The organism is Pseudooceanicola pacificus (assembly GCF_009789075.1).
GTDB lineage: Bacteria > Pseudomonadota > Alphaproteobacteria > Rhodobacterales > Rhodobacteraceae > Pseudooceanicola > Pseudooceanicola pacificus.
This window is the reverse complement of record NZ_WNXQ01000001.1, coordinates 269725-288213: the sequence shown is the minus strand read 5'-3', so window position 1 is coordinate 288213 and position 18489 is coordinate 269725. Positions and strand designations below refer to the sequence as shown.

Here is an 18489-nt window from a genome sequence, read left to right as displayed (position 1 = left end):
GTTGCCCGCGTCACAAGGAGCATTATTGCGACAGTGCAACGGCTTGTTTGTGGCGCGCATCCATCGGTCCTGTCTTTCGCGGGGCGGTTTCTCTAGGGTCACCTGAAAAGAAATTCCGGACGGAGAGGCACGTTGATTCGCAAACTATTGTTCGCCGCGTTGTTCAGCGCAGGGCTGGCAGCACCGCAGTTGGCGACGGCCCAGCATCTGACCACGCCCAATACCGGGATGTACGGCACGCCTTCCAACCTGATCGACATGCCAACAGCGGAAACCGCACCCGACGGCCAGCTGTCGACGACGATTTCCTACTTCGGCAATACCTTCAAGAACACGCTGTCGTTCCAGATCACCCCCCGCCTGACCGGCGCCTTCCGGTACACGGCGATCAAGGGGCTGAACATCCCCGGCTACACGCCGTCGACCTATTATGACCGCAGCTTCGACATCAGCTACCAGATCCTGACCGAAAGCGCCTATCTGCCCGCCGTCAGCGTCGGCCTGCGCGACTTCATCGGCACCGGGCTCTACTCGTCGGAATACATCGTCGCGACCAAGGGCTTTGCCAACGACCGTCTCCGCCTGACCGCCGGCCTGGGCTGGGGCCGCCTCGGCAGCTATCAGAGCATCGGATCGACCGGCACCCGGCCCAGCGACCTGCTGGGCGCCGGCGGCATCCCCACCTATGACCGCTGGTTCCGCGGCGATGTCGCCCCCTTTGCCGGGTTGAGCTACGCGCTCAGCGACACCCTGACGTTCAAGGCCGAATACTCCTCGGACGCCTACACGCTCGAAACCGGCGATGGCATTCTCGAACGCAAGAACCCCTACAACTTCGGCCTCGACTACCGCCGCAGCGACAACTTCGGCATCGGAGTCTATTCGATCGGCGGGGCGGAATACGGCGTCGTGCTCCGCTTTGCGCTGAACCCGCGCACCGACGGCGTGCCGGGCGGCAGCGAGACCGCGCCGGTTCCGGTCTATCTGCGCCCGCGCGGCACGGCACAGGACCTGGGCTGGACGACATCGCCCGCCGAACGCCAGTCCGCCCAGGAAGAGCTGGTCGCCGGCCTGGCCCGTGAAGGGCTGGAGCTGGAAGGCATCCGGCTGGACGGCCGCAAGGCCCATGTCCTGATCCGCAACGCAAAATACGATATCGAGGCGCAGGCCGTCGGCCGCACCGCACGGGTCCTGACCCGGACGATGCCGGATTCGGTGGAAACCTTCGTCATCACGCAGGTGGTGCGCGGTATCCGCAGCACCTCGGTCGTGGTCCAGCGCAGCGACCTCGAACGGCTGGAGAACGCACCGGCCCGCGATATCCTGGCCGCGGCGCAGTTTTCGACCTCGCTGGCGGAAACGCCCGATATCCCGGTGATCGAAGGCAGCTACCCCCGCTACAGCTGGAACTTCGCACCCTATGTGCAGACCAGCTTCTTCGATCCCGACAACCCGCTGCGGGCCGACCTTGGCCTGCGGTTGAAGGGCGAATACTCCTGGGCGCCGGGCTGGGTCCTCTCGGGCTCGCTGACCAACCGCATCGCGGGCACGCTGTCCGATACGCCGCGTCCGGCCCGCATCACGCCAATCGACCCGCCGCCGGTCGTGCGCTCTGACGGCAACTTCTACAACCGCTCCAAGCAGCCGCGCATCGAAACCCTCACGGTCGCCAAATACGGCCGCCTGGGCCCGAACCTGTACGGGCGCCTTTCGGCGGGTCTGTTCGAATCGGCCTATGGCGGCATCTCGGGCGAGGTGCTGTGGAAGCCGACGGGCAGCCGGTTCGCCCTGGGCGCCGAAGCCAACTATGTGGTCAAGCGCGACTATGATCAGCTGTTCGACTTCCAGGACTACAAGGTCGCGACCGGCCACCTGTCGGCCTATTACGATTTCGGCAACGGGTTCCACGGGCAGCTCGACGTCGGGCGCTACCTGGCCGGCGACCTTGGCGCCACGGTCTCGCTGGACCGCGAATTCGCCAATGGCTGGCGGGTCGGGGCCTATGCCACCAAGACGGACGTCTCTGCCGCAAGCTTTGGCGAGGGGTCCTTTGACAAGGGTATCCGCATCACGATCCCGATTTCCTGGGCCTTCGGCCAGCCGGATCGCCGGACCGGCAACCTCGTTCTGCAATCGCTGGCACGTGACGGCGGTGCCCGCCTGAACGTGGACGGTCGCCTGTACGAGACGATCCGTGGCACCCATAAATCCGACATGGTCAAGAGCTGGGGGAAATTCTGGAGATGATCGCTTCCCTGAAAATTGCCCCGATTGCGGGCCTGATCGCGGTACTTGGCCTTTCGGCATGCTCTGGCGGCAACATCCAGAGGGACGCGCCGATCCGGCCGTTCTCGGTGGTCAAATCCCTGTTCTCGCGCCCTGCGCCGCCCCCGCCGGTCGACGCCGCTGCGATGTCCGCGGCCCTGAACAACGTGTCGGGGCCGGTCATGCAGATCAGGCTGACGGGGCGAGAGGCTTCGGCCTTCTTCGTCCCGATCGAGGAAAACGGGGCCTACCGCACCTGGTCTTCTCCGGACGAGCGGACCGTGACCCTGAAATCGGGGATGCTGACGGCGTCGCGCGGGCTGGGGCAGGACACGATGTCGACCTCTGCCGACAGCAGCCTGCAGCTCGTCAGACAGCGCAAGAACGGGATCGCGCGCCGGATTCAGCGCTACCTGACCCCGGACAACCAGACCGTCGAACTGGTGGCGGAATGCGAGATCGAAAACGGGGGGCGCGAGACCTATCGCGGCGGTGTCGTCTCGGCTTCGGTCACGCGGATGACCGAAAGCTGCGTGTCCGATGGCATGCCGATCGAGAACGCCTACCTTGTCGATGATCGCGGAACCATCCTGTTCGCGCGTCAGTATCTGAGCCCGGCCAACGGCTATGGGCTGATGTACACGCTGCGGCGCTGAGGCTCCGGAGTATGGGGGGCGTTTGTCGCCCCCCGCCGCCGCAGATGCGGCCCGTCAGTCGGCTGGGGCGGAAAAACAGATGCTACCCAAATAGAAAGCGGCCCCGAAAGGGGCCGCTTTCATGAATTCGCAAAGGTCAATTGACCCGAGGCTCAGGAGCCCGATGCCGAACCGGCAATGACGCCAGCAGTCACAACGGTGACGGTGACGATTGCGGTGGTTTCAGCGGCGCCAAGGGCCGCGCCCTGGGTGGACACGAACGGGTTGGTCTTGGTGCCTTCGGCAAATGCCGGTGCTGCTGCTGCGACGGCCAGAGCCGCTGCGGCGATCATCGAAAATGCTTTCATGACTCTCTCCAATAGTTTGACGGCCAGATTACCCGGCACGATCTCGCCCAATATTGCATAAATTTGATCGCGTTCAAAGGACTAACCCGCCTATGGGGGGCAACTGTGTCAATAAGGGCAATGCTGCGGCAGATGACTTGTTAGGCGTTGAATTACAATGGAAAAATTCTGCCGACAAAATGGGCGTGGCTCGCCCGGGGGCCGGGAAAGGGCGAGATCCCGCCCAGATTCCCGCTGAGGTTTCTGCTGTGCGGCATTCTGCCCGAAGAGCGGGGTTTCTCCGCCGACCCGTCCGAATCGCTCACTCCCCGCACAGGGCAAGTGCCTCCAGTTCGGCCGACATGGCCGGTGCGTCATCCGTGCCGCCTTGCCCGGTCCGCCACAGGCAATAGGCCGCCATCCGCCAGTGATACCAGGGCGCAAGTGCGCGATACCGGTCCGTCACCTCTTTGCGCCCATAGGCGGCCAGGAAATCCTCCTCCTCCTCGCTGGACAGGCGGGGGGAGGCATAGGCATGCCGCATCGCGGGCGACAGGTGGATGGCCAGATCCTCGCAGGGATCGCCACGCCCCGGGTACTGCCAGTCGATCAGCACGACGCCCTTTGCGGCCGCTATCATGTTCGCCGGGACCGGGTCACCATGCAGCAAGCACGCCTCGCCTTTTGGCCGCACCTCTCCCTTCGGCGCCAGATCCATCAGCCGCTCGACACCGCCACGGTCGGTGCATCTGGCCAGGATGCCCAGACCCTGTGCGTGGATTTGGGCGCTGCCGTCGGGCGCTCTGCGTAGTCCTGCGGCGGGCGTCATCTCGTGGACGCGGCGCAGGGCGGCGGCCGACTCGGACAGTGTCGCGCCGCCCGGTCTGCCTTCCACGTGCCGGTAGACGATGCAGGACCCCGCGCCGCAGCGCCCGGCGGCCAGAAGCTCCGGAGCCAACCTGCTCCGGGCCAGGGCCCGAAGCATCGAGGTTTCAGCCCGCGGATCGTTGCCGAACATCGGGTTCCGTGCCGGCTCGGCAAGAACCTCGCGGTAGAGTTTCACGACGACGTCGCCCGCAGGCCCTTCGACGCGCCAGCACCGATTGCTGCGACCGCCCCGCAACCGATGCCAGATTCCCTGTCCGTCGGCATGACCGTTGCGTGCCACCCAGTTCCGCACATCGGACGGTGGCCCGTCTTCCGAGCCCGACACGGCGGGACCCGCCCCCGAGCCTGCCCAGGGGGTCGCGCGTTTCGTCTTGTACGCCCCGGAGTCCAAAGCGGTTCCATCTGCCTGTTGGTCCGGTAGGTTCCGGCCCGGTCAGGCTATGGCACGGGCGGCAGGCCCGCAAGCACCGCTCAGGGCTGGCGCAGGGCTGTGACGGAGTCGGCAGGCACCGCAATCCCGCCGGCAAGGATCAGCACCGGCGCGCCGTTTTCGCGGCGCACCTCGCGCACCCGGGAATAGGCCTCCATCGGCGCCTCCGACAGGACTTCACCTCCCGCCTGATTCTCCAGGCTCAGGCTGTAGGATCCGGACGGGACCGTGCCGCCTTGCCCGTCTGCCCCCGTCCACTCGAAGGTCTGATCCGAGACCGGGATATCGACCCGCGCCACGACGCTGCCTTCGGCATTTCGCACGATCATCACCGTACGATCGGCATCCGGATCAGGGGAGGGGGAAACACTGATCGGCGTGCCGTCAAAGGACACATCTGCCTCCGACCGGGCCTCCATCCCGACCCAGGTGGCATAGTCCGCGAACCCGGACAGCGAAAAGCGCGACGCGATGCCCTGCAGCAAGTCGTTGGTCAGAACCTGCTGTTCCACCGAAGAGAAAGTCGCCAGTTGTACGGCGTAATCTGCCGAGTCCACCGGGTTCAGCGGGTCCTGGTTCTGTAGCTGCGTCGAAAGCATCTTCAGAAAAGTTTCGAAATCCGAACTGATGGCGGATTTGCCTGTGTCCGGTGCGGTCGCGGTGCGGGGGGCTGTCGCACTGCCCGCGGCCGAAGTTGTGTTCCCTGCATCCATGATCGGTTCCTTCCTATAGTCTGATGTCCAGCCCGTCGGACGGTTGGTGGTTCAGCCGAATTGGCGGCGGGTCTTCGCCGTCCGGGTCAGGCCGCGTCTCGGTTGCGATGTCTTCTCCCTGCAGCCCCTGGCAGTCCGCGCTGCCGCTGTCCGTCGTCCCGCTATCGACGAACACCGAGACAGAGGTATAGCCAGCCTCTTGAAACTCCTGCGCCAATTCGTCGGCATGGCGCCGCACGAGGTCCACGGTTTCGGGCCGGTCCGCCAGGATCACGAGGGTGATACCCTTTTCCTGCAGGCGAAGCGTCATGTGCAGGCGGCCGAGTTCCTCCGGGTGCAGGCTGATTTCGATCGGTCCGTCCACGGCTTCGCGCGCCGCGGCGGCAACCTGCGCGGCCGGATTGCCCGCGAACTGCGGGAAACCGACAGGGCGGGCGGCCGCTCCGGCCTGGATCGCCGTCATATGCCGCCCCTGGTCCTCGACAGGGTGGGCCGATCCACTGAAATCCCAATCCACTTCGCTGGTCTCAGCGGTCCGGACGGCTGCAACGCGACCGACCGGTGCCATGCGATGTGTGGAAGGCGCAGTGACCGGCTGGCGCACATTTGCAGCTGCGCGCCGCGTCCACGTCATTTCCGCCGAGTTTTTCGTGCGGGCGTCATTGCCAGAATCCTCCCCGGGCCAAAGCGGGGCCAGTCCGCGTTCATCGCCGCTTGCAGGTATTCTTACGGTGCCTGCAGCGGCCTCCGGAGCAACGGTCTGTTGCATGGGAGCGGACCCTTCGGGCAACCTTGATTTTGGGCCCGGTGGGACGACAAACTCTTGCTGATCGCCAGGCCGACCGTGCGACCGGCTGTTCCCGGTTTCGGTGCGCGACAGGATCGCAATCTCCCTGTGACTTGGTCTGTCCGAAACGAATTCTGCCTTCGGTGCAGTGTCGGCTTGGGTCACTGACGGGCTCCTGTGAGGATCGGTCAGACGAGAGAACACAGGATCGGTTTTCGGCGCATTTGTCTCGGGCGCTGCCAGTGTATCGGGGGCCGCTGGGGGAATTCGGGCTGACCGGCCCCCGGACTCAACGGTCCGAGGTCCTGGAACCTCAACTGGTTCCAAAGCCATCCCGATAGTCGAAGAAGGTCGCGGTGGAGTCGGCTCCGGTCTTTCCCGCACCGCATCGGCGTCGCGTCGGATCGCGGCACCCTTGCTGTCACTTGCTCTGACAGTCTCGGGGTTGTTTGGCTCTGTCCCGGGTGGCTGGGCAATACGAGTGGATTGCCGATCAGGGCCCATTTGACCCGGCAAGTGGACAGGTCTTGGCTCAACACCGGGCGGATCGGCCGGGACAATGCTCATCTTCTGAAGGTTCGAAGGTGGCCTGTTTGCCAGCAGGACCCGACCCGACGCCGGCCCATGCGCGCGGACCGCCTGTTTCGCTGGTATCCTCTCGCCGTCATCTTTCGCGCCGGATTGGTGTGTGGAAACGAAGGCTCGGGCCTTGTGAGTCGAGGTGAACAGGATCGGCCCGCTGGACCGATGGTCCTTGGAGGGGAGCCTGTTCCCATGTTCATCGAGGCCGGTTTCGTTCCAACCCGCTGTTGCGGGCAAATGCGCCCGATGTGTATTTTGCGAGTCTCTCGCTGCTGACGAGGCTGACTTCGCGCCGCGCGTTTCCGGCGTAACGGAACTGTTTGCAATGGGCCAAACTTGACGCTCCCTCGCTTTCGTGTGGTGTTCGGGATTGACTTCGGAGCGCGGCGTGTGCGCGGCTGAGGTCCTCGGCTGCGCCACTTTTGGCCGTTTGCTTGGAAGCGGGTTTGGGATGGTGTCCATTGTCTCGACACGACCGCCATGACGGGTTTCCCTGAATCCGCCAGTCTCCGAGACGCCACCTGGCGGAACGGATAGCTTTTGCGGCAGGACCTGCTCAGACGTCGCGCCATTGGACCGAAAATGGCTGGTTTCCTCGGCGGAGTGTGCTTTTGGTCCAACCCACAATCTGGCGACAGGCCCATACTTTCGGGACTGTTGGTGGAACAACTCTGGAACCGGACCACGCGAATCCGACAGGTTCGACAACGGACCGGGCAAGGGAATTGGCCGGACAGTTCGATCCGGATGCGGCGTCGCCCCGCGCTTTTCGGCGCTGGCACTCATCAGGCCGGTGTGTGGTTCAGGCGGGCTTTGAGTGAACGGCGCTTCGGCCCTGACCGCAGTCTCTGCCGTCGACACCGTGGTGTGTCCGCCGCTGCGCATCTGGTGACTTGCCGTTCCGGGAGTCGGATACAGCTTGCTCACACTTTCTCTTGGGTGCCGATCGCCCTTGGCAGGTGTCTGTGACAGCGTGACCGCAACGGTAGGCGTCGGTCTTGGTTGATCTCGTTGTGCATCGGGCTTGGGTGCGGTGTTCGAGACTTTGGGCTGGCTATGGGCCATGTCGCGCGACTGCGGAATGATAACGATTCTGAGCTCGGCGTCAGGAAGAGGCCGGTTTGCGGTTCCATCGCCAATGCCCGGATTGGAAGTGGCGGCTGCCTTTGCCAGCACATTGGGATGTTTGGGTCCGGCAGGGTTCTCGCGTCCCAGGGACCTGGCGTCTAAGGGCCCGGCAGGCCGTGCGAGGGCATTGGAACGGCGCGCTTCCATCCCTTCAACGGCGGTGCTACGCCAATTTTCGCCCTCCACCTTGGGTGAAGAAGACACCTTGTCTATTGGGGCTTCCGCTGTCTGACCAAGCCCACCACCAGCCCCAACGCCAGCGATAGCTGCATGTTTGCGGTCCGCCGCCGCCGCGCCCGCGCGACGCAACAGGCCCGAGTCTGGCTCGACAACTTTATGCGTCTGCGTTTGTCGTGGTAGCCTGGGCGGGCTGGGGATGTCGCTCAACCGTCTTTCGAAATCCGTTGTGCTGATCGGCTTGGCAATTCCGTTGGGTCCGTCGCCGGCAGCCCGATCCTTGCGATGGTTTCCGGCTACCAATACCCGTCGCCGTTCATTGCGGGCCATGGGTTCGGGCTTTTCTGCCGGGGCTTCCAACTGCCCGCTGCGCGTGGCGGTTGGCGCGCCGACTTCCGCCGGCGGGGTGTCGGCGAGAGGTTTTTCGGTTTTGTGGGCCCCCGATCTCTGCGGCTGCAGCGGTTCTTGTGCGATTCGCGGCAAGTCGGGCCCTTGGGTATCCGTAGCACTCCGCGTTGCCGCGCTTTCCGGGCGCGGATGAACAGTTCCGGCTGCAGATCGCGCATCAAACGGTTTGCCGTTTTCCGGCCTGCGTTCGGTTCGCGACGGGGGCTTGGCGTCTGGTAGCGGGGGGCTTCGAACTGGCTTGCCGGAGTCCACAGGTGGCATCGTGCCCCGCGCGTTCAATGTGATTGCCGGGCCATCTTGGTTGTCATCGACGGGGGCTACCACATTGAGGGGAACACCAGGGGTTTGCGCGGAACCGGGATGCGATTTGGCAGGCCTGGCCGCCGATTGTGTCGCAGGGTCCGCGTCGGCCGCGACCTCCGATAATGACACGTCGGGCGCGTCCGCCGGTCTTACGGAAACATGTGGCCGCGTCTTCTCCGGGATTGTTTCCGCAGCAGTGATCGCGGCGAATGGGCCGGGAGCGGCGTGCTGGCGTGCTTCGAAGGAAGTTCTGCCGGGCGATGCTTTGGGATCGCTGCGCGTGGGGTGGGGCGTGGGACGTGACTGCGAGGGTACTTCCCTGACCACCGGCTGGGAGGTCTGCGTTCCATCAGCCTTGCGCAATCCCGGGTGTGGCGAAGCATCAAGTTGCGGCTCGCCTGATGAAAAGGCTGCAATGCTCGCCCCGGTCGTCGTCGCTGCCCGAAATGCGTCTTCGCCACGTCGTGAAAGTGGAACGGTTACGCCACGTTTGGCGGTTCGGGGATCGGTGCGAACTGGTAGATGGCGCTCGTTATGGTCGCGCATGTTGACCCCTCCGCGCGGCACCGGTGACGTCAGGTCCGTTCGGCTTGGAGTGGGAGCGCGACCTGTCGCCAAAGCATCGGCGAATCCGTCGCTTTTGGATTCGGCAACGGTCTGGTGCGGAATATCGCCGCTTTTCTGAATGGCTGGCTCAGGAATCTCGGACTGCGGTGCCTGCCCTTGCAGGGATTCTAAAGCCCACCTCTGCCGGGGCTCCGTTGAATCGGATTCGCCGTAATTCACATCTTCGACAACGTCCGGAGTTTTCGTTTCGACTGAGGGAAATGCACTCTGGTCTTGAGATTCTGTCCGGTCGGATGTGGCAGGTGCCGTGTGTGCAATATCGGTCTCTTCCGGCTCTCCATCTTCGCGTCGTGTCATGATCGCAGCGGTTTTTTCCTCCGCGGGTCGATCTTCGAGGTCCAGGAACAACCCAAAGAAATCATCAGTTCTTTGCGACTTCTCCTGGCCCGCCTCGGGTGGTTCCACCCGGATCTCGGGCAGAATTGCCAGTCGTGGGAACTTCAACTGCATGGCCGCTCCGGGACATTTGAAAAGGTCCCTGCAATATCCCCGTGGCTGGTTACCGCATCTTTACCGCTGACGATTCAGAATGCTCCGAGTGTGATCAATTGGAGCGAAATCATGATCGATGCGACCACGGCCCTCAGGCAACCGGTCGGTGCGACAACGTCACAGGAAGGCCTGCGTGCCGCTGCGCGCGAGCTTGAGGCGACGTTCCTGGCAGAGATGCTGTCATCCGCCGGCTTCGGCGCCCCGCGCGGCGCTTTCGGTGGCGGGCCCGGCGAGGAACAGTTTGCCTCGATGCTCCGCCTGGAACAATCGCGCGCGATGGTCGATGCGGGCGGAATCGGCCTGGCCGAGACGATTTTCAAGGCGCTCAACGAAGGACATAGCCATGGATGACACCAACCCGGATGTTGAACGGGCCCTTGATGCCCTGCTGGATCGGGAACGCGCGGTGGTGCTGAGCGGCAGGCTCGACCAACTCTCCCAACTGGTTCCGGAAAAGGAGGCTTTGCTTGAACGTTTGGCCTGTTCCGGCCTGTCCGCGACGTCGGAACCCGGGCGCCTCATGAACAAGGCGATCCGCAATCAGGAACTGCTTGAGAACGCGTTGAAAGGTCTGCGTTCGGTGGCCAACAGGATCGCGACGCTGCGCCAGATGAGCCGGTCCTTCGACACCTACGATCAGTCCGGGCGGCGTGCGCGCATCCTGGTGCGGCGGGAACACAATGTCGAACGCAGGGCATGAATTGAGTCGAATGCTAAAGGGGACAATTGAGCGATTAGTCGGTTGTTAGCATCTGGCTGGCAAATGTTGCCAGGCATCCGATGGGATGGCGCGGGGTGAAGTGAAAGGCCCCGCAACGGTCAGAACGGCGTTTCAGCGGCTCTGCTTGTGCAGAGCAATCAGACCGGGCGCAAAGCGCTCTCCGACCATAGGAACAGATGCATGTCCAGCATTCTTACGAACAACAGTGCCATGGTGGCGCTGCAGACCCTGAAATCGGTCAACATGTCGATGACCGACACCCAGAGCGAGATTTCGACCGGCAAACGTGTCGCCAACGCCAAGGACAACTCGGCCGTCTGGGCCATCTCCAAGGTGATGGAATCCGACGTCCAGGGGTTCAAATCGATCTCGGAGAGCCTGTCTCTGGGTGAATCGACCGTCGCGGTCGCCCGCGCCGCTTCGGAAACCGTCACCGATCTGTTGACGAAGATGAAGGGCAAGATCATCGGCGCCCAGGAATCGAACGTCGATCGCAACAAGCTGCAGACCGATATCGAGGCGCTGTCGGGCCAGATCGAAAGCGTGGTCACGGCGGCCCAGTTCAACGGCCTCAACCTGCTGCAGGGCAGTGAGGATGTCGATGTTCTCTCGTCGCTCGATCGTGCCAACGACGGCACCGTGTCGTCGAGCTCGATCACCGTTGCCCGGCAGGACCTGAGCTACGATGCCGGTACCTACAATTCCAGCGGGACCAGCCTGAACGCGAACGCGACCGCCTCGGCCGCCGCGGTCGTCAATACCGCGATCACCGAGACGCTGACCCTGTCCACGGCCCAGTCCATCGGCGACGTCCTGCGCCTGCAGATCGGCGATTCCTCGGTGGCCTATACCGCAACCGACACCACGCTGAACAATGCGGCCAGCGGTCTGACGGCGGCAATCAACGCCGCAGGCATCGAAGGAATCACTGCATCGGTCACCGGTGCGGCCATCACCCTGTCCTCGACCATCGCGTTCGAAGACACGGCGCTGAACTTCACCTCCACCGGCAGCACCACTGGCGCCTATGCCGGTGATGCCGCGATCGAAGCCCGGGCCGAAACCGTGACCTTCAGCGGAACGGCCGGCGTGAACGAGGGTGACGGCTATCGCGTGACCATCGGCTCGCAGGATTTCGACTACGTCGCAGGCAAGGACGAAACCTTTGAAGACGTTGCCAACGGCCTGAAAATCGCGGTCGACGCCGCCGGCCTTGCCGACATTTCGACCGCCGTGACCACCAATGCGAGCGGCCAGTTCGTGCTGCAGGTCGACAACAATTCGACCACCCTGGCCTTTGCCGTCGAAGGGCGCTCGGATGGTGAGGCAACCGGCGGTCTTGCCGGCCTCAGCGACATCGATGTCACGACGGATGAGGGTGCGGCTGCCGCCCTGCAGAACATCGAGACCTATATCGACACGGCCATCGATTCGGCCGCGGCGTTCGGTTCGGTGCAGGGCCGCATCCAGACGCAGTCGAGCTTCATCTCCAAGCTCACGGACTCGCTGAAATCCGGCATCGGCTCTCTGGTGGACGCCAATATGGAAGAAACCTCCGCCCGGCTGCAGGCGCTGCAGGTCCAGCAGCAGCTGGCGGTTCAGGCGATGGCAATCGCCAACCAGGCGCCGCAGTCCCTGCTGTCGCTGTTCCGCTGATCGGACAGGTAACACGGGCGCGCGCGCTATCCGCGCGCGCCCCTTTCCCGACGTGACAACCGTCAGCATAGTACCGGGGGACAGTGAATGACCGCCTCAGCATTGGCCAAACGCGCCTATGGAACCGCCTCGTCGTCGATCCGGACGTCGCGCGGCATCGAATACGACCTTTTCGCCCGAACGACTCATCAGCTTGTACAGGCTGCACGCAAAGCCAAATCGGATTTTCCCGGACTGGTGAAGGCAATCCATCGCAACCGGCAGCTGTGGACCCTGCTGGCCACCGACGTCGCAAGCGAAGGCAATGGCCTGCCAGCCGACCTGAGGGCCCGCATCTTCTACCTGGCCGAATTCACGCAAACGCACAGCAGCGCCGTGCTGCGAGGCGAGGCATCGGCGGCTGCGCTGATCGAGCTCAACGCCGCCATCATGCGTGGCCTCAGGCCGGCGGGGGCGGGGACGGGAAGATGAGCGGGCTGATTCTGAAACTCGGCCCGAAGGAGCGGGTCCTGATCAATGGCGCGGTCATCGAGAACGGCGACCGGCGATCCCGTCTGTCCATCGTGACGCCGGACGCCAACATCCTGCGTCTGCGTGACGCCATCCACCCGGAAGAGGCGAATACGCCGGTCCGCCGGGTCTGCTATGCGGCGCAGCTGGTGCTGACCGGCGATTCCGCCCCGGCGGACACCTGTCATCAACTGATGCGGCGTATCGAGGAGTTGAGCCAAATCCTGACGGACCCGGACAGCCGCCGCCTCTTGTCCCAGGCCACCCAGGCGGTGCTGGACGAGAATTACTACCAATGCCTCAAGTCGCTGCGGGCACTGCTGCCGCGCGAAGACCGGTTGCTGAACGCGAGGCTCACATGACCTATGCCCCGGTTGTGCCGCTGTCCGGCTTGGCCGGGTGGCGTTTCCTGCAGCGCACCGCCGACCAGCAGGAAAAGGCGTTCAGCGCGAGCGCGGACATCCAGCGCGACACCGATTACTTCAAGGCAAAAATCGGCGAGATCGACACGGCGGAACAGTTGGTGGCGGACCGTCGGTTGCTGCGTGTCGCTCTGGGCGCCTTTGGCCTGCAAGACGACATCCAGAACCGCTATTTCATCTGCAAGATTCTGGAGGACGGCACGCTGAACACGGATGCGCTGGCCAACCGGCTTGCGGACGATCGCTACAAGGCCTTCTCGTCGGCCTTCGGATTCGGCAATTTCGACACGCCCAGCACCAAGATTTCCGACTTCGGAGACGAGATCGTGGCGAAGTTTCGCAAGCAGCAATTCGAGGCTGCCGTGGGAGAGCAGGACAACTCCATGCGCCTGGCGCTCAACGCGATGCGCGAATTGGGCGACATCGCCGGTGGCAGCGCCGGCGACAGAACAAAATGGTTCAAGGTCCTGGGGACGCCGCCGCTGCGCCAGGTCTTTGAAACAGCTTTCGGGCTACCGTCCAGTTTCGCCCAGATCGACATCGACAAGCAATTGGAGATCTTTCGCGACCGGGCCGAAAGCGCATTCGGCTCTGCCGGGTTCGACGTGTTTCAGGATGAGGCTCAGAGGGAGGTGCTGGTCCAGAAGTTTCTGGTGCGCAGCCAGATCGACGACATCACCGCGGCCGGCACCACCAGTTCGGCGCTGACGATCATGCAATCCAACGTTGCCTTTGCGCGATCTTTGAGGGCGAATTTCTGGGCCAACCGGTGACCATACCTGCCCTGCAAGATCGGGCATGGCGGCCGTTCACGCACGGATTTGCGCACCGTCCGCGGCGCAACGGTTGTCGATTGTCAGTCTGTACGGGAGCGATAGGGCCGGTTCTGTCGGCCCCTCCGGCGCCCGATGCGCGGAAACCCGGAAACGAGGGCCCCGGAACCGTCGGTCCCGGGGCCTCTCGATCCTGTCGCGCAGGCGCTGGCGGAGGTTCAGCCGATCAGCAGCGCGTCCAGGATCACCGCCCCGTCGGTCAGCGACAGCACCGGGTTCATGTCGGCGCTCACCAGGTCGGGAGAGGCCGCAGCGATGCGGCTGACCTGCGCAAGCACTGCCGCCAGCGCGTCGAGATCGGCGGGGGCAGAGCCCCTCGGGTGGGTCAGCAGGCGGATGGCGCGGACCTCGTGGATCATCGCCATCGCCTCGTCCGCGTCGAAGGGGGCCGCGCGAAAGACGACATCGCGCAGCGCCTCGACATGTACGCCGCCCAGGCCGAACATCACCACCGGGCCGAAGGTCGGGTCGCGCTGGACGCCGATCACGCATTCGGCGACGCCCTTTTGCATTGGCGCGACCATCAGGCCGTCGATCCGTGCGTCAGGTGCGGCCTTGCGCGCGGCGGCCAGGATCCGGGCGCCCGCCGCCTCGGCCTCGGCCTGGCCCGAGAGGTTCAGCTCGACCCCGCCGATGTCGGACTTGTGGCCGATGTCGGGCGAGACGATCTTGACCACCACCTTGCCGCCGAATTCCGATGCCGCCTGTCCGGCCTCGGCCGCCGTCTGCACATGGCGGAACGCGACAACCGGCAAGCCGTGTTCGCCCAGGGCGGCAAGGGCCGCGGGTTCCGTGCAGTTGGCGGGCACTGTCAGCGGGGACCCGGCGGTGGCGCTGTCGCTGCCGGTCCGGGCAAAGCCCCTGGCGATCCGGGCCAGCGCGGCGACCGCGTTCACGGCGCGGTTCGGATCCTCGAACACCGGAACGCCCGCTGCCTCGACCAGCTCGCGGAAGGCCGGGCTGGGCAGGGTCGACACGACCTGCAGCACATCCGGAACCTCGGTCCGCACCTCGGCGATGTCCTGGGCCGACTGCATCCCGCCGGGCGCCAGCCCCGAGGCCGAGATGAAGCTGACCACCGTGTCGCAGGTGCCGTCCTGCGCCATGTACCCCAGCGATTTCCGCACCGCGCCGGGGACCTGCGTCACCTGCCCGGTGATGTCGAGCGGGTTGCGCGTCCCGGCGAAGGGCACAAGCTCCAGCACCTTGTCCTGTGTCGCGCGGGTCAGTTCCGGCACGACCAGCCCGCAGGCCTCGGCCATGTCGGCCATCAGCACGCCAGCGCCGCCGGATACAGTGTAGAGCCCGATGCGGGGCCCCTTGGGCAGCCCGGCGATGGAGGCGGCATAGGCCACGTCGAGGCATTCCTCGATACTGCTGGCGCGGTAGACGTTGTACTGGCGGAAGATGCCGTCGAACACCGCATCCTCACCGGCCAGCGCGGCGGTGTGAGAGGCGGCGGCCTTGGCGCCTGCCTCGGTCTTGCCGACCTTGCAGACAATCAGCGGCTTCTTCGCCGCGCGGCAGGCGGCAAGCGCCCGGCGCAGCGTGTCGCCGTCGCGGCAGCCCTCCATGTAGCCGACGATCACGTCGGTCCCGGGGTCCGAGGCAAGCCATTCCACGCTTTCCGAAAACCCGAGGTCGGCCTCGTTCCCGGTGGTGATCCAGTAGCTCAGCCCGATGCCGCGCTCGCGCGCCACCGAAAAGGCAAAGCCGCCAAAGGCGCCCGACTGGCTGACCAGCCCGATCCGGCCCTTGGGCGCGACACCCATGTTCACCACCGGCGCGAAAGTGGCAAAGAGCTTGTCTTCGATATTCATGAAGCCCAGGCAGTTCGGCCCCATCAGGCGCAGGCCGGATTGCCGTGCGATCTCGGTCATGCGGGCCTGTTGCGCACTGCCGTCCTCGCCCACCTCGGCAAAGCCCGACGAGAACATGACAACGCCCTTCACCCCGGCATCGGCGCAGTCCTGCAACGCCTGGACCGCAAGGCTGGCCGGAACGGCGATGATCGCCAGATCCACCGGGCCGGGGGCGTCCTTGATGTTGGGATAGGCCGGAAGCCCCTGAATCTCAGGGGCTTTCGGGTTGATCGGGTAGATCTGCCCCGCATAGCCGCGGGACCTGAGGTAGTAGAGCGGCGTGCCACCGATCTTGGTTTCGGTGTCCGACGCCCCGATCACCGCGACCGACCGGGGCCGGAACACGGCATCGAGATCGGACCGCGGTGTTGCCTCGTCACGCATCACATGGCCTCCGGCGGGATATAGGCCTCGGGCACCGGGATGCCGTTTTCCTTGTACCAGCGGTAGGCCCCGGCATGCACCGGCGCGTTGAGCTGGAGCAGGGCGGTTTCCGGCGTGAAGAAGTTCATCCAGTCGGCCGCCGCGTGCATGTCGTCAAGACCGTCGAACATCGCCTTGGTCACCGCGTAGATCGTGTCGGCATCCACCCCGACGCGCGAGCCGATGCCCACCCAGCTGCCGACGGCCTTGATCGGGGCGTCGTTCATCTGGTTGGCGCCGTAGATGTCCGGCGGGATCTCGGTGATCGTGCGGCCCGGGATCGTCAGCATGGTCTTCAGCGGGCCACGCTCGAACGCCTCGTCGGGGATCGAGATCAGCCTGATCTTGCCCAGCAGGGCGAATTGCATGACCGAGGCCGAAGGCAGCTCCGTCGGGATGATCGCCATGTCGACCTGCCGGTCCTGGAACGCCTGCTGCCCCGAAGACCAGTCAAGCTTGGCCTGCTCGTAATCGCCGGGTTTCATGCCCGTGGCGCTTTCCATGATGGCCAGGCCCACGGTTGTCGCGGCACCGCCCGGGGGGCCGATGAAGATGCGGCGCCCGCGGCAGTCCTCCAGCGTCTCGATACCGGAATCCGCATAGGTCAGGATGTGGTACGGCCCGAGCGGGAAATTCACGACCTGGCGGACGTTCTTGAACAGTTCAGGGGCATTGGGCATGTCCTTGAACATCTGGATGCCCTGTTCCATGTAGAAGTTGATCGCGGGCGACGAGATGAAGAGATCGACGTTGCCCTGGGCCGCGTCGAGGGTCGACCGCGTGGACGTCTGGCCCGAGGTCACGTTCATCCGGATCGGCGTTTCACGCTGGACGACGGTCTGCATCGCCGTGGTGAAGGTGAACGAGGAACTGCCGGGCGCCGAGGTGTGCACGCGCAGGTTTTCCTGCAGGGCCCAGGCCGGCATCGCTGTCGAGGCGAGGCCGAAGGCGGCCATGCTGCCCATGGCCGTGCGGCGGGTGATCTTGGTCATTTGGGGGTCTCCTCCTCCAATGTTGCGGGTTGCGGTTCCGGGATCGCGTATCGCTTTTCCAGCAACTCCGATTTCGCGAGATAGGCGCGCAGCAACAGCGTGTAGCGGCCAGCCGGCGCGGGGAGCCAGTTGCTCTCGCGGTCCGGGCCCGGGCTATCGTGGCCTATCCAGATGTCCAGTGATCCGTCTGCATTCCGCTGCAGGCCCGGCGTGCGGTCGCCGATGGCGTAGCGGGACAGCGGGTTGTCGATGAAGTACAGCTCTCCATCCTCTGTCGGCTCGTACATCGACAGCGACCAGAACCCGTTCACCGGGATCGGGCGGTCCGCCGGGATGTGCCAGCGCATCGGCCGCCGCCCGTCCAGCGCGGTGCCGCCAAAGGAATAGGCGGGGAAATAGGTCGCCTCTTCCAGCGTCAGCGCGCCAAGGCCGCCGACGGCGACGCTGGCGCGGAACTGGTAATCCTGGTTGTAAAAACCCAGGCCCGTCTTGGGTTGCAGCCAGCCGTCGCCCTCCGACATGATCATCCCGCCCTCGATCGAGCGGCGCGCCTCGGCCACGCCGGCTGCGATCTCTTCGGCCTCGCGGGGGGAAAAGTGGGAGGGGTCGAACCCGTGGACAAGCCCCAGGGGCGCGATCCGGGACAGCAGGCCCGTATCGGTCGCAGGCGGGCGGTGCAGGGCCAGCAGGTCGGCGGCCTGGGCAAAGTAGTCCTGCCACGGCGCGCTGCGGGTCCCCCCTGCCGGATCGCCGCCCAGGTCATTGGGCGGTGGCGGCATGTCCAGGGTCAGCGCGTCCTGCACCTTGCGGGCGGCGGCCAGGTCTTCGGGGCCGCTCACCAGGATGCGGGCGAGGATCCAGCAGATCGGGGTGGTCGAGCGCACGATGGGCCCCTCGATCCCCTCGGTCGGGGCATCGGGGCCGATGATGGTGAAGCGCCCGCCAGAGCTGCCGGTGGTGCGCGTGCCCAGGATCGCCAGGTTGTCCGTCCACATGTCCATCACGGCGAGCGAGAAGTAGCGCTCGCCGGTTTCGGGCAGGCTGACCACGGCTGGCCCGCGGCGAAGGTCCAGCCAGGCGTTGGAATAGAGCGTGTCGTTGTTCGGCGCCGTGATGAGGCGCGACTTGAAATGCAGCAGCTTGCGCGCATGCATCATGTCGTTCATCGGCCCCAGGGCCATCCGGCGGCGGCGAAAGCTTTCCATCGCCACCAGCGGAAGGGTGTAGATATAGGCCTCCCTTGCGATGCTGCGCAGGTCGAGCGTGGTCATGTCTTCGGGCATGGTCT

Annotated in this window: 15 protein-coding genes; 8 read left to right on the top strand and 7 right to left on the bottom strand. The window is 64.8% G+C overall.

Annotated features, from left to right (window positions below; all coding sequences use genetic code 11):
- Positions 1 to 132 precede the first annotated feature (132 nt).
- Together GLS40_RS01335 and GLS40_RS01330 are read left to right on the top strand one after the other, a co-directional pair.
- A complete protein-coding gene (locus GLS40_RS01335; protein WP_328598862.1) occupies positions 133 to 2247 on the top strand; it encodes a YjbH domain-containing protein in 2115 nt (704 codons plus the stop codon).
- On the top strand, positions 2244 to 2921 hold the full coding sequence (locus tag GLS40_RS01330) for a YjbF family lipoprotein (protein ID WP_160380798.1): 678 nt from the start codon (positions 2244 to 2246) through the stop codon (positions 2919 to 2921). The genes GLS40_RS01335 and GLS40_RS01330 overlap by 4 nt, the downstream gene beginning before the upstream one ends.
- Positions 2922 to 3073: 152 nt before the next feature.
- Here GLS40_RS01330 and GLS40_RS01325 read toward each other — a convergent pair whose 3' ends face one another.
- The 4 genes from GLS40_RS01325 to fliK form a co-directional block, all read right to left on the bottom strand.
- Complete coding sequence (locus GLS40_RS01325) at positions 3074 to 3268, bottom strand: hypothetical protein (protein WP_160380797.1); 195 nt, start codon at positions 3266 to 3268, stop codon at positions 3074 to 3076.
- Positions 3269 to 3569: 301 nt separating this feature from the next.
- Positions 3570 to 4415 carry an aminoglycoside phosphotransferase family protein gene (locus tag GLS40_RS01320; RefSeq protein ID WP_328598871.1) on the bottom strand — a complete coding sequence of 282 codons (846 nt, stop codon included), beginning with the start codon at positions 4413 to 4415 and terminating at the stop codon, positions 3570 to 3572.
- A gap of 191 nt (positions 4416 to 4606) precedes the next feature.
- Positions 4607 to 5278 (bottom strand): flagellar hook capping FlgD N-terminal domain-containing protein, encoded by a 672-nt coding sequence (locus tag GLS40_RS01315; protein ID WP_160380795.1) that lies wholly within the window; start codon positions 5276 to 5278, stop codon positions 4607 to 4609.
- A gap of 13 nt (positions 5279 to 5291) precedes the next feature.
- The gene (gene fliK, locus GLS40_RS01310; protein WP_160380794.1) at positions 5292 to 5741 is read right to left on the bottom strand and encodes a flagellar hook-length control protein FliK; all 450 of its coding nucleotides are present in this window, start codon (positions 5739 to 5741) and stop codon (positions 5292 to 5294) included.
- A 4110-nt stretch (positions 5742 to 9851) separates the two neighbouring features.
- On the opposite strand from fliK, the gene GLS40_RS01305 reads away from it, so the two are divergent.
- From GLS40_RS01305 to GLS40_RS01280, 6 genes are all read left to right on the top strand, one after another.
- Entirely contained in the window at positions 9852 to 10133 is a 282-nt protein-coding gene (locus GLS40_RS01305; RefSeq protein ID WP_160381139.1) for a rod-binding protein, read from the top strand.
- Complete coding sequence (locus GLS40_RS01300; RefSeq protein ID WP_160380793.1) at positions 10126 to 10482, top strand: hypothetical protein; 357 nt, start codon at positions 10126 to 10128, stop codon at positions 10480 to 10482. Before GLS40_RS01305 ends, GLS40_RS01300 begins: the two co-directional genes overlap by 8 nt.
- Positions 10483 to 10683: 201 nt before the next feature.
- A complete protein-coding gene (locus GLS40_RS01295; protein WP_160380792.1) occupies positions 10684 to 12159 on the top strand; it encodes a flagellin N-terminal helical domain-containing protein in 1476 nt (491 codons plus the stop codon).
- Between the two features lie 87 nt (positions 12160 to 12246).
- On the top strand, positions 12247 to 12630 hold the full coding sequence (gene flaF / locus GLS40_RS01290) for a flagellar biosynthesis regulator FlaF (RefSeq protein WP_160380791.1): 384 nt from the start codon (positions 12247 to 12249) through the stop codon (positions 12628 to 12630).
- Complete coding sequence (gene flbT, locus GLS40_RS01285; RefSeq protein WP_160380790.1) at positions 12627 to 13031, top strand: flagellar biosynthesis repressor FlbT; 405 nt, start codon at positions 12627 to 12629, stop codon at positions 13029 to 13031. The genes flaF and flbT overlap by 4 nt, the downstream gene beginning before the upstream one ends.
- Positions 13028 to 13864: a DUF1217 domain-containing protein gene (locus GLS40_RS01280; RefSeq protein WP_160380789.1), complete on the top strand. Its 837-nt coding sequence runs from the start codon at positions 13028 to 13030 to the stop codon at positions 13862 to 13864. The genes flbT and GLS40_RS01280 overlap by 4 nt, the downstream gene beginning before the upstream one ends.
- Positions 13865 to 14082: 218 nt before the next feature.
- Here the strand turns inward: GLS40_RS01280 and GLS40_RS01275 are convergent, their stop codons facing one another.
- From GLS40_RS01275 to GLS40_RS01265, 3 genes are read right to left on the bottom strand one after another with little or no spacing between them, the layout of a single operon-like run.
- Positions 14083 to 16170 (bottom strand): acetate--CoA ligase family protein, encoded by a 2088-nt coding sequence (locus GLS40_RS01275; RefSeq protein ID WP_160380788.1) that lies wholly within the window; start codon positions 16168 to 16170, stop codon positions 14083 to 14085.
- Positions 16170 to 17201: a TAXI family TRAP transporter solute-binding subunit gene (locus tag GLS40_RS01270; RefSeq protein ID WP_202075757.1), complete on the bottom strand. Its 1032-nt coding sequence runs from the start codon at positions 17199 to 17201 to the stop codon at positions 16170 to 16172. Before GLS40_RS01270 ends, GLS40_RS01275 begins: the two co-directional genes overlap by 1 nt.
- Positions 17198 to 18484, bottom strand: a complete 1287-nt coding sequence (locus tag GLS40_RS01265; RefSeq protein WP_160380787.1) for a DUF1254 domain-containing protein — start codon at positions 18482 to 18484, stop codon at positions 17198 to 17200. The genes GLS40_RS01270 and GLS40_RS01265 overlap by 4 nt, the downstream gene beginning before the upstream one ends.
- Between the last annotated feature and the right edge of the window lie 5 nt (positions 18485 to 18489).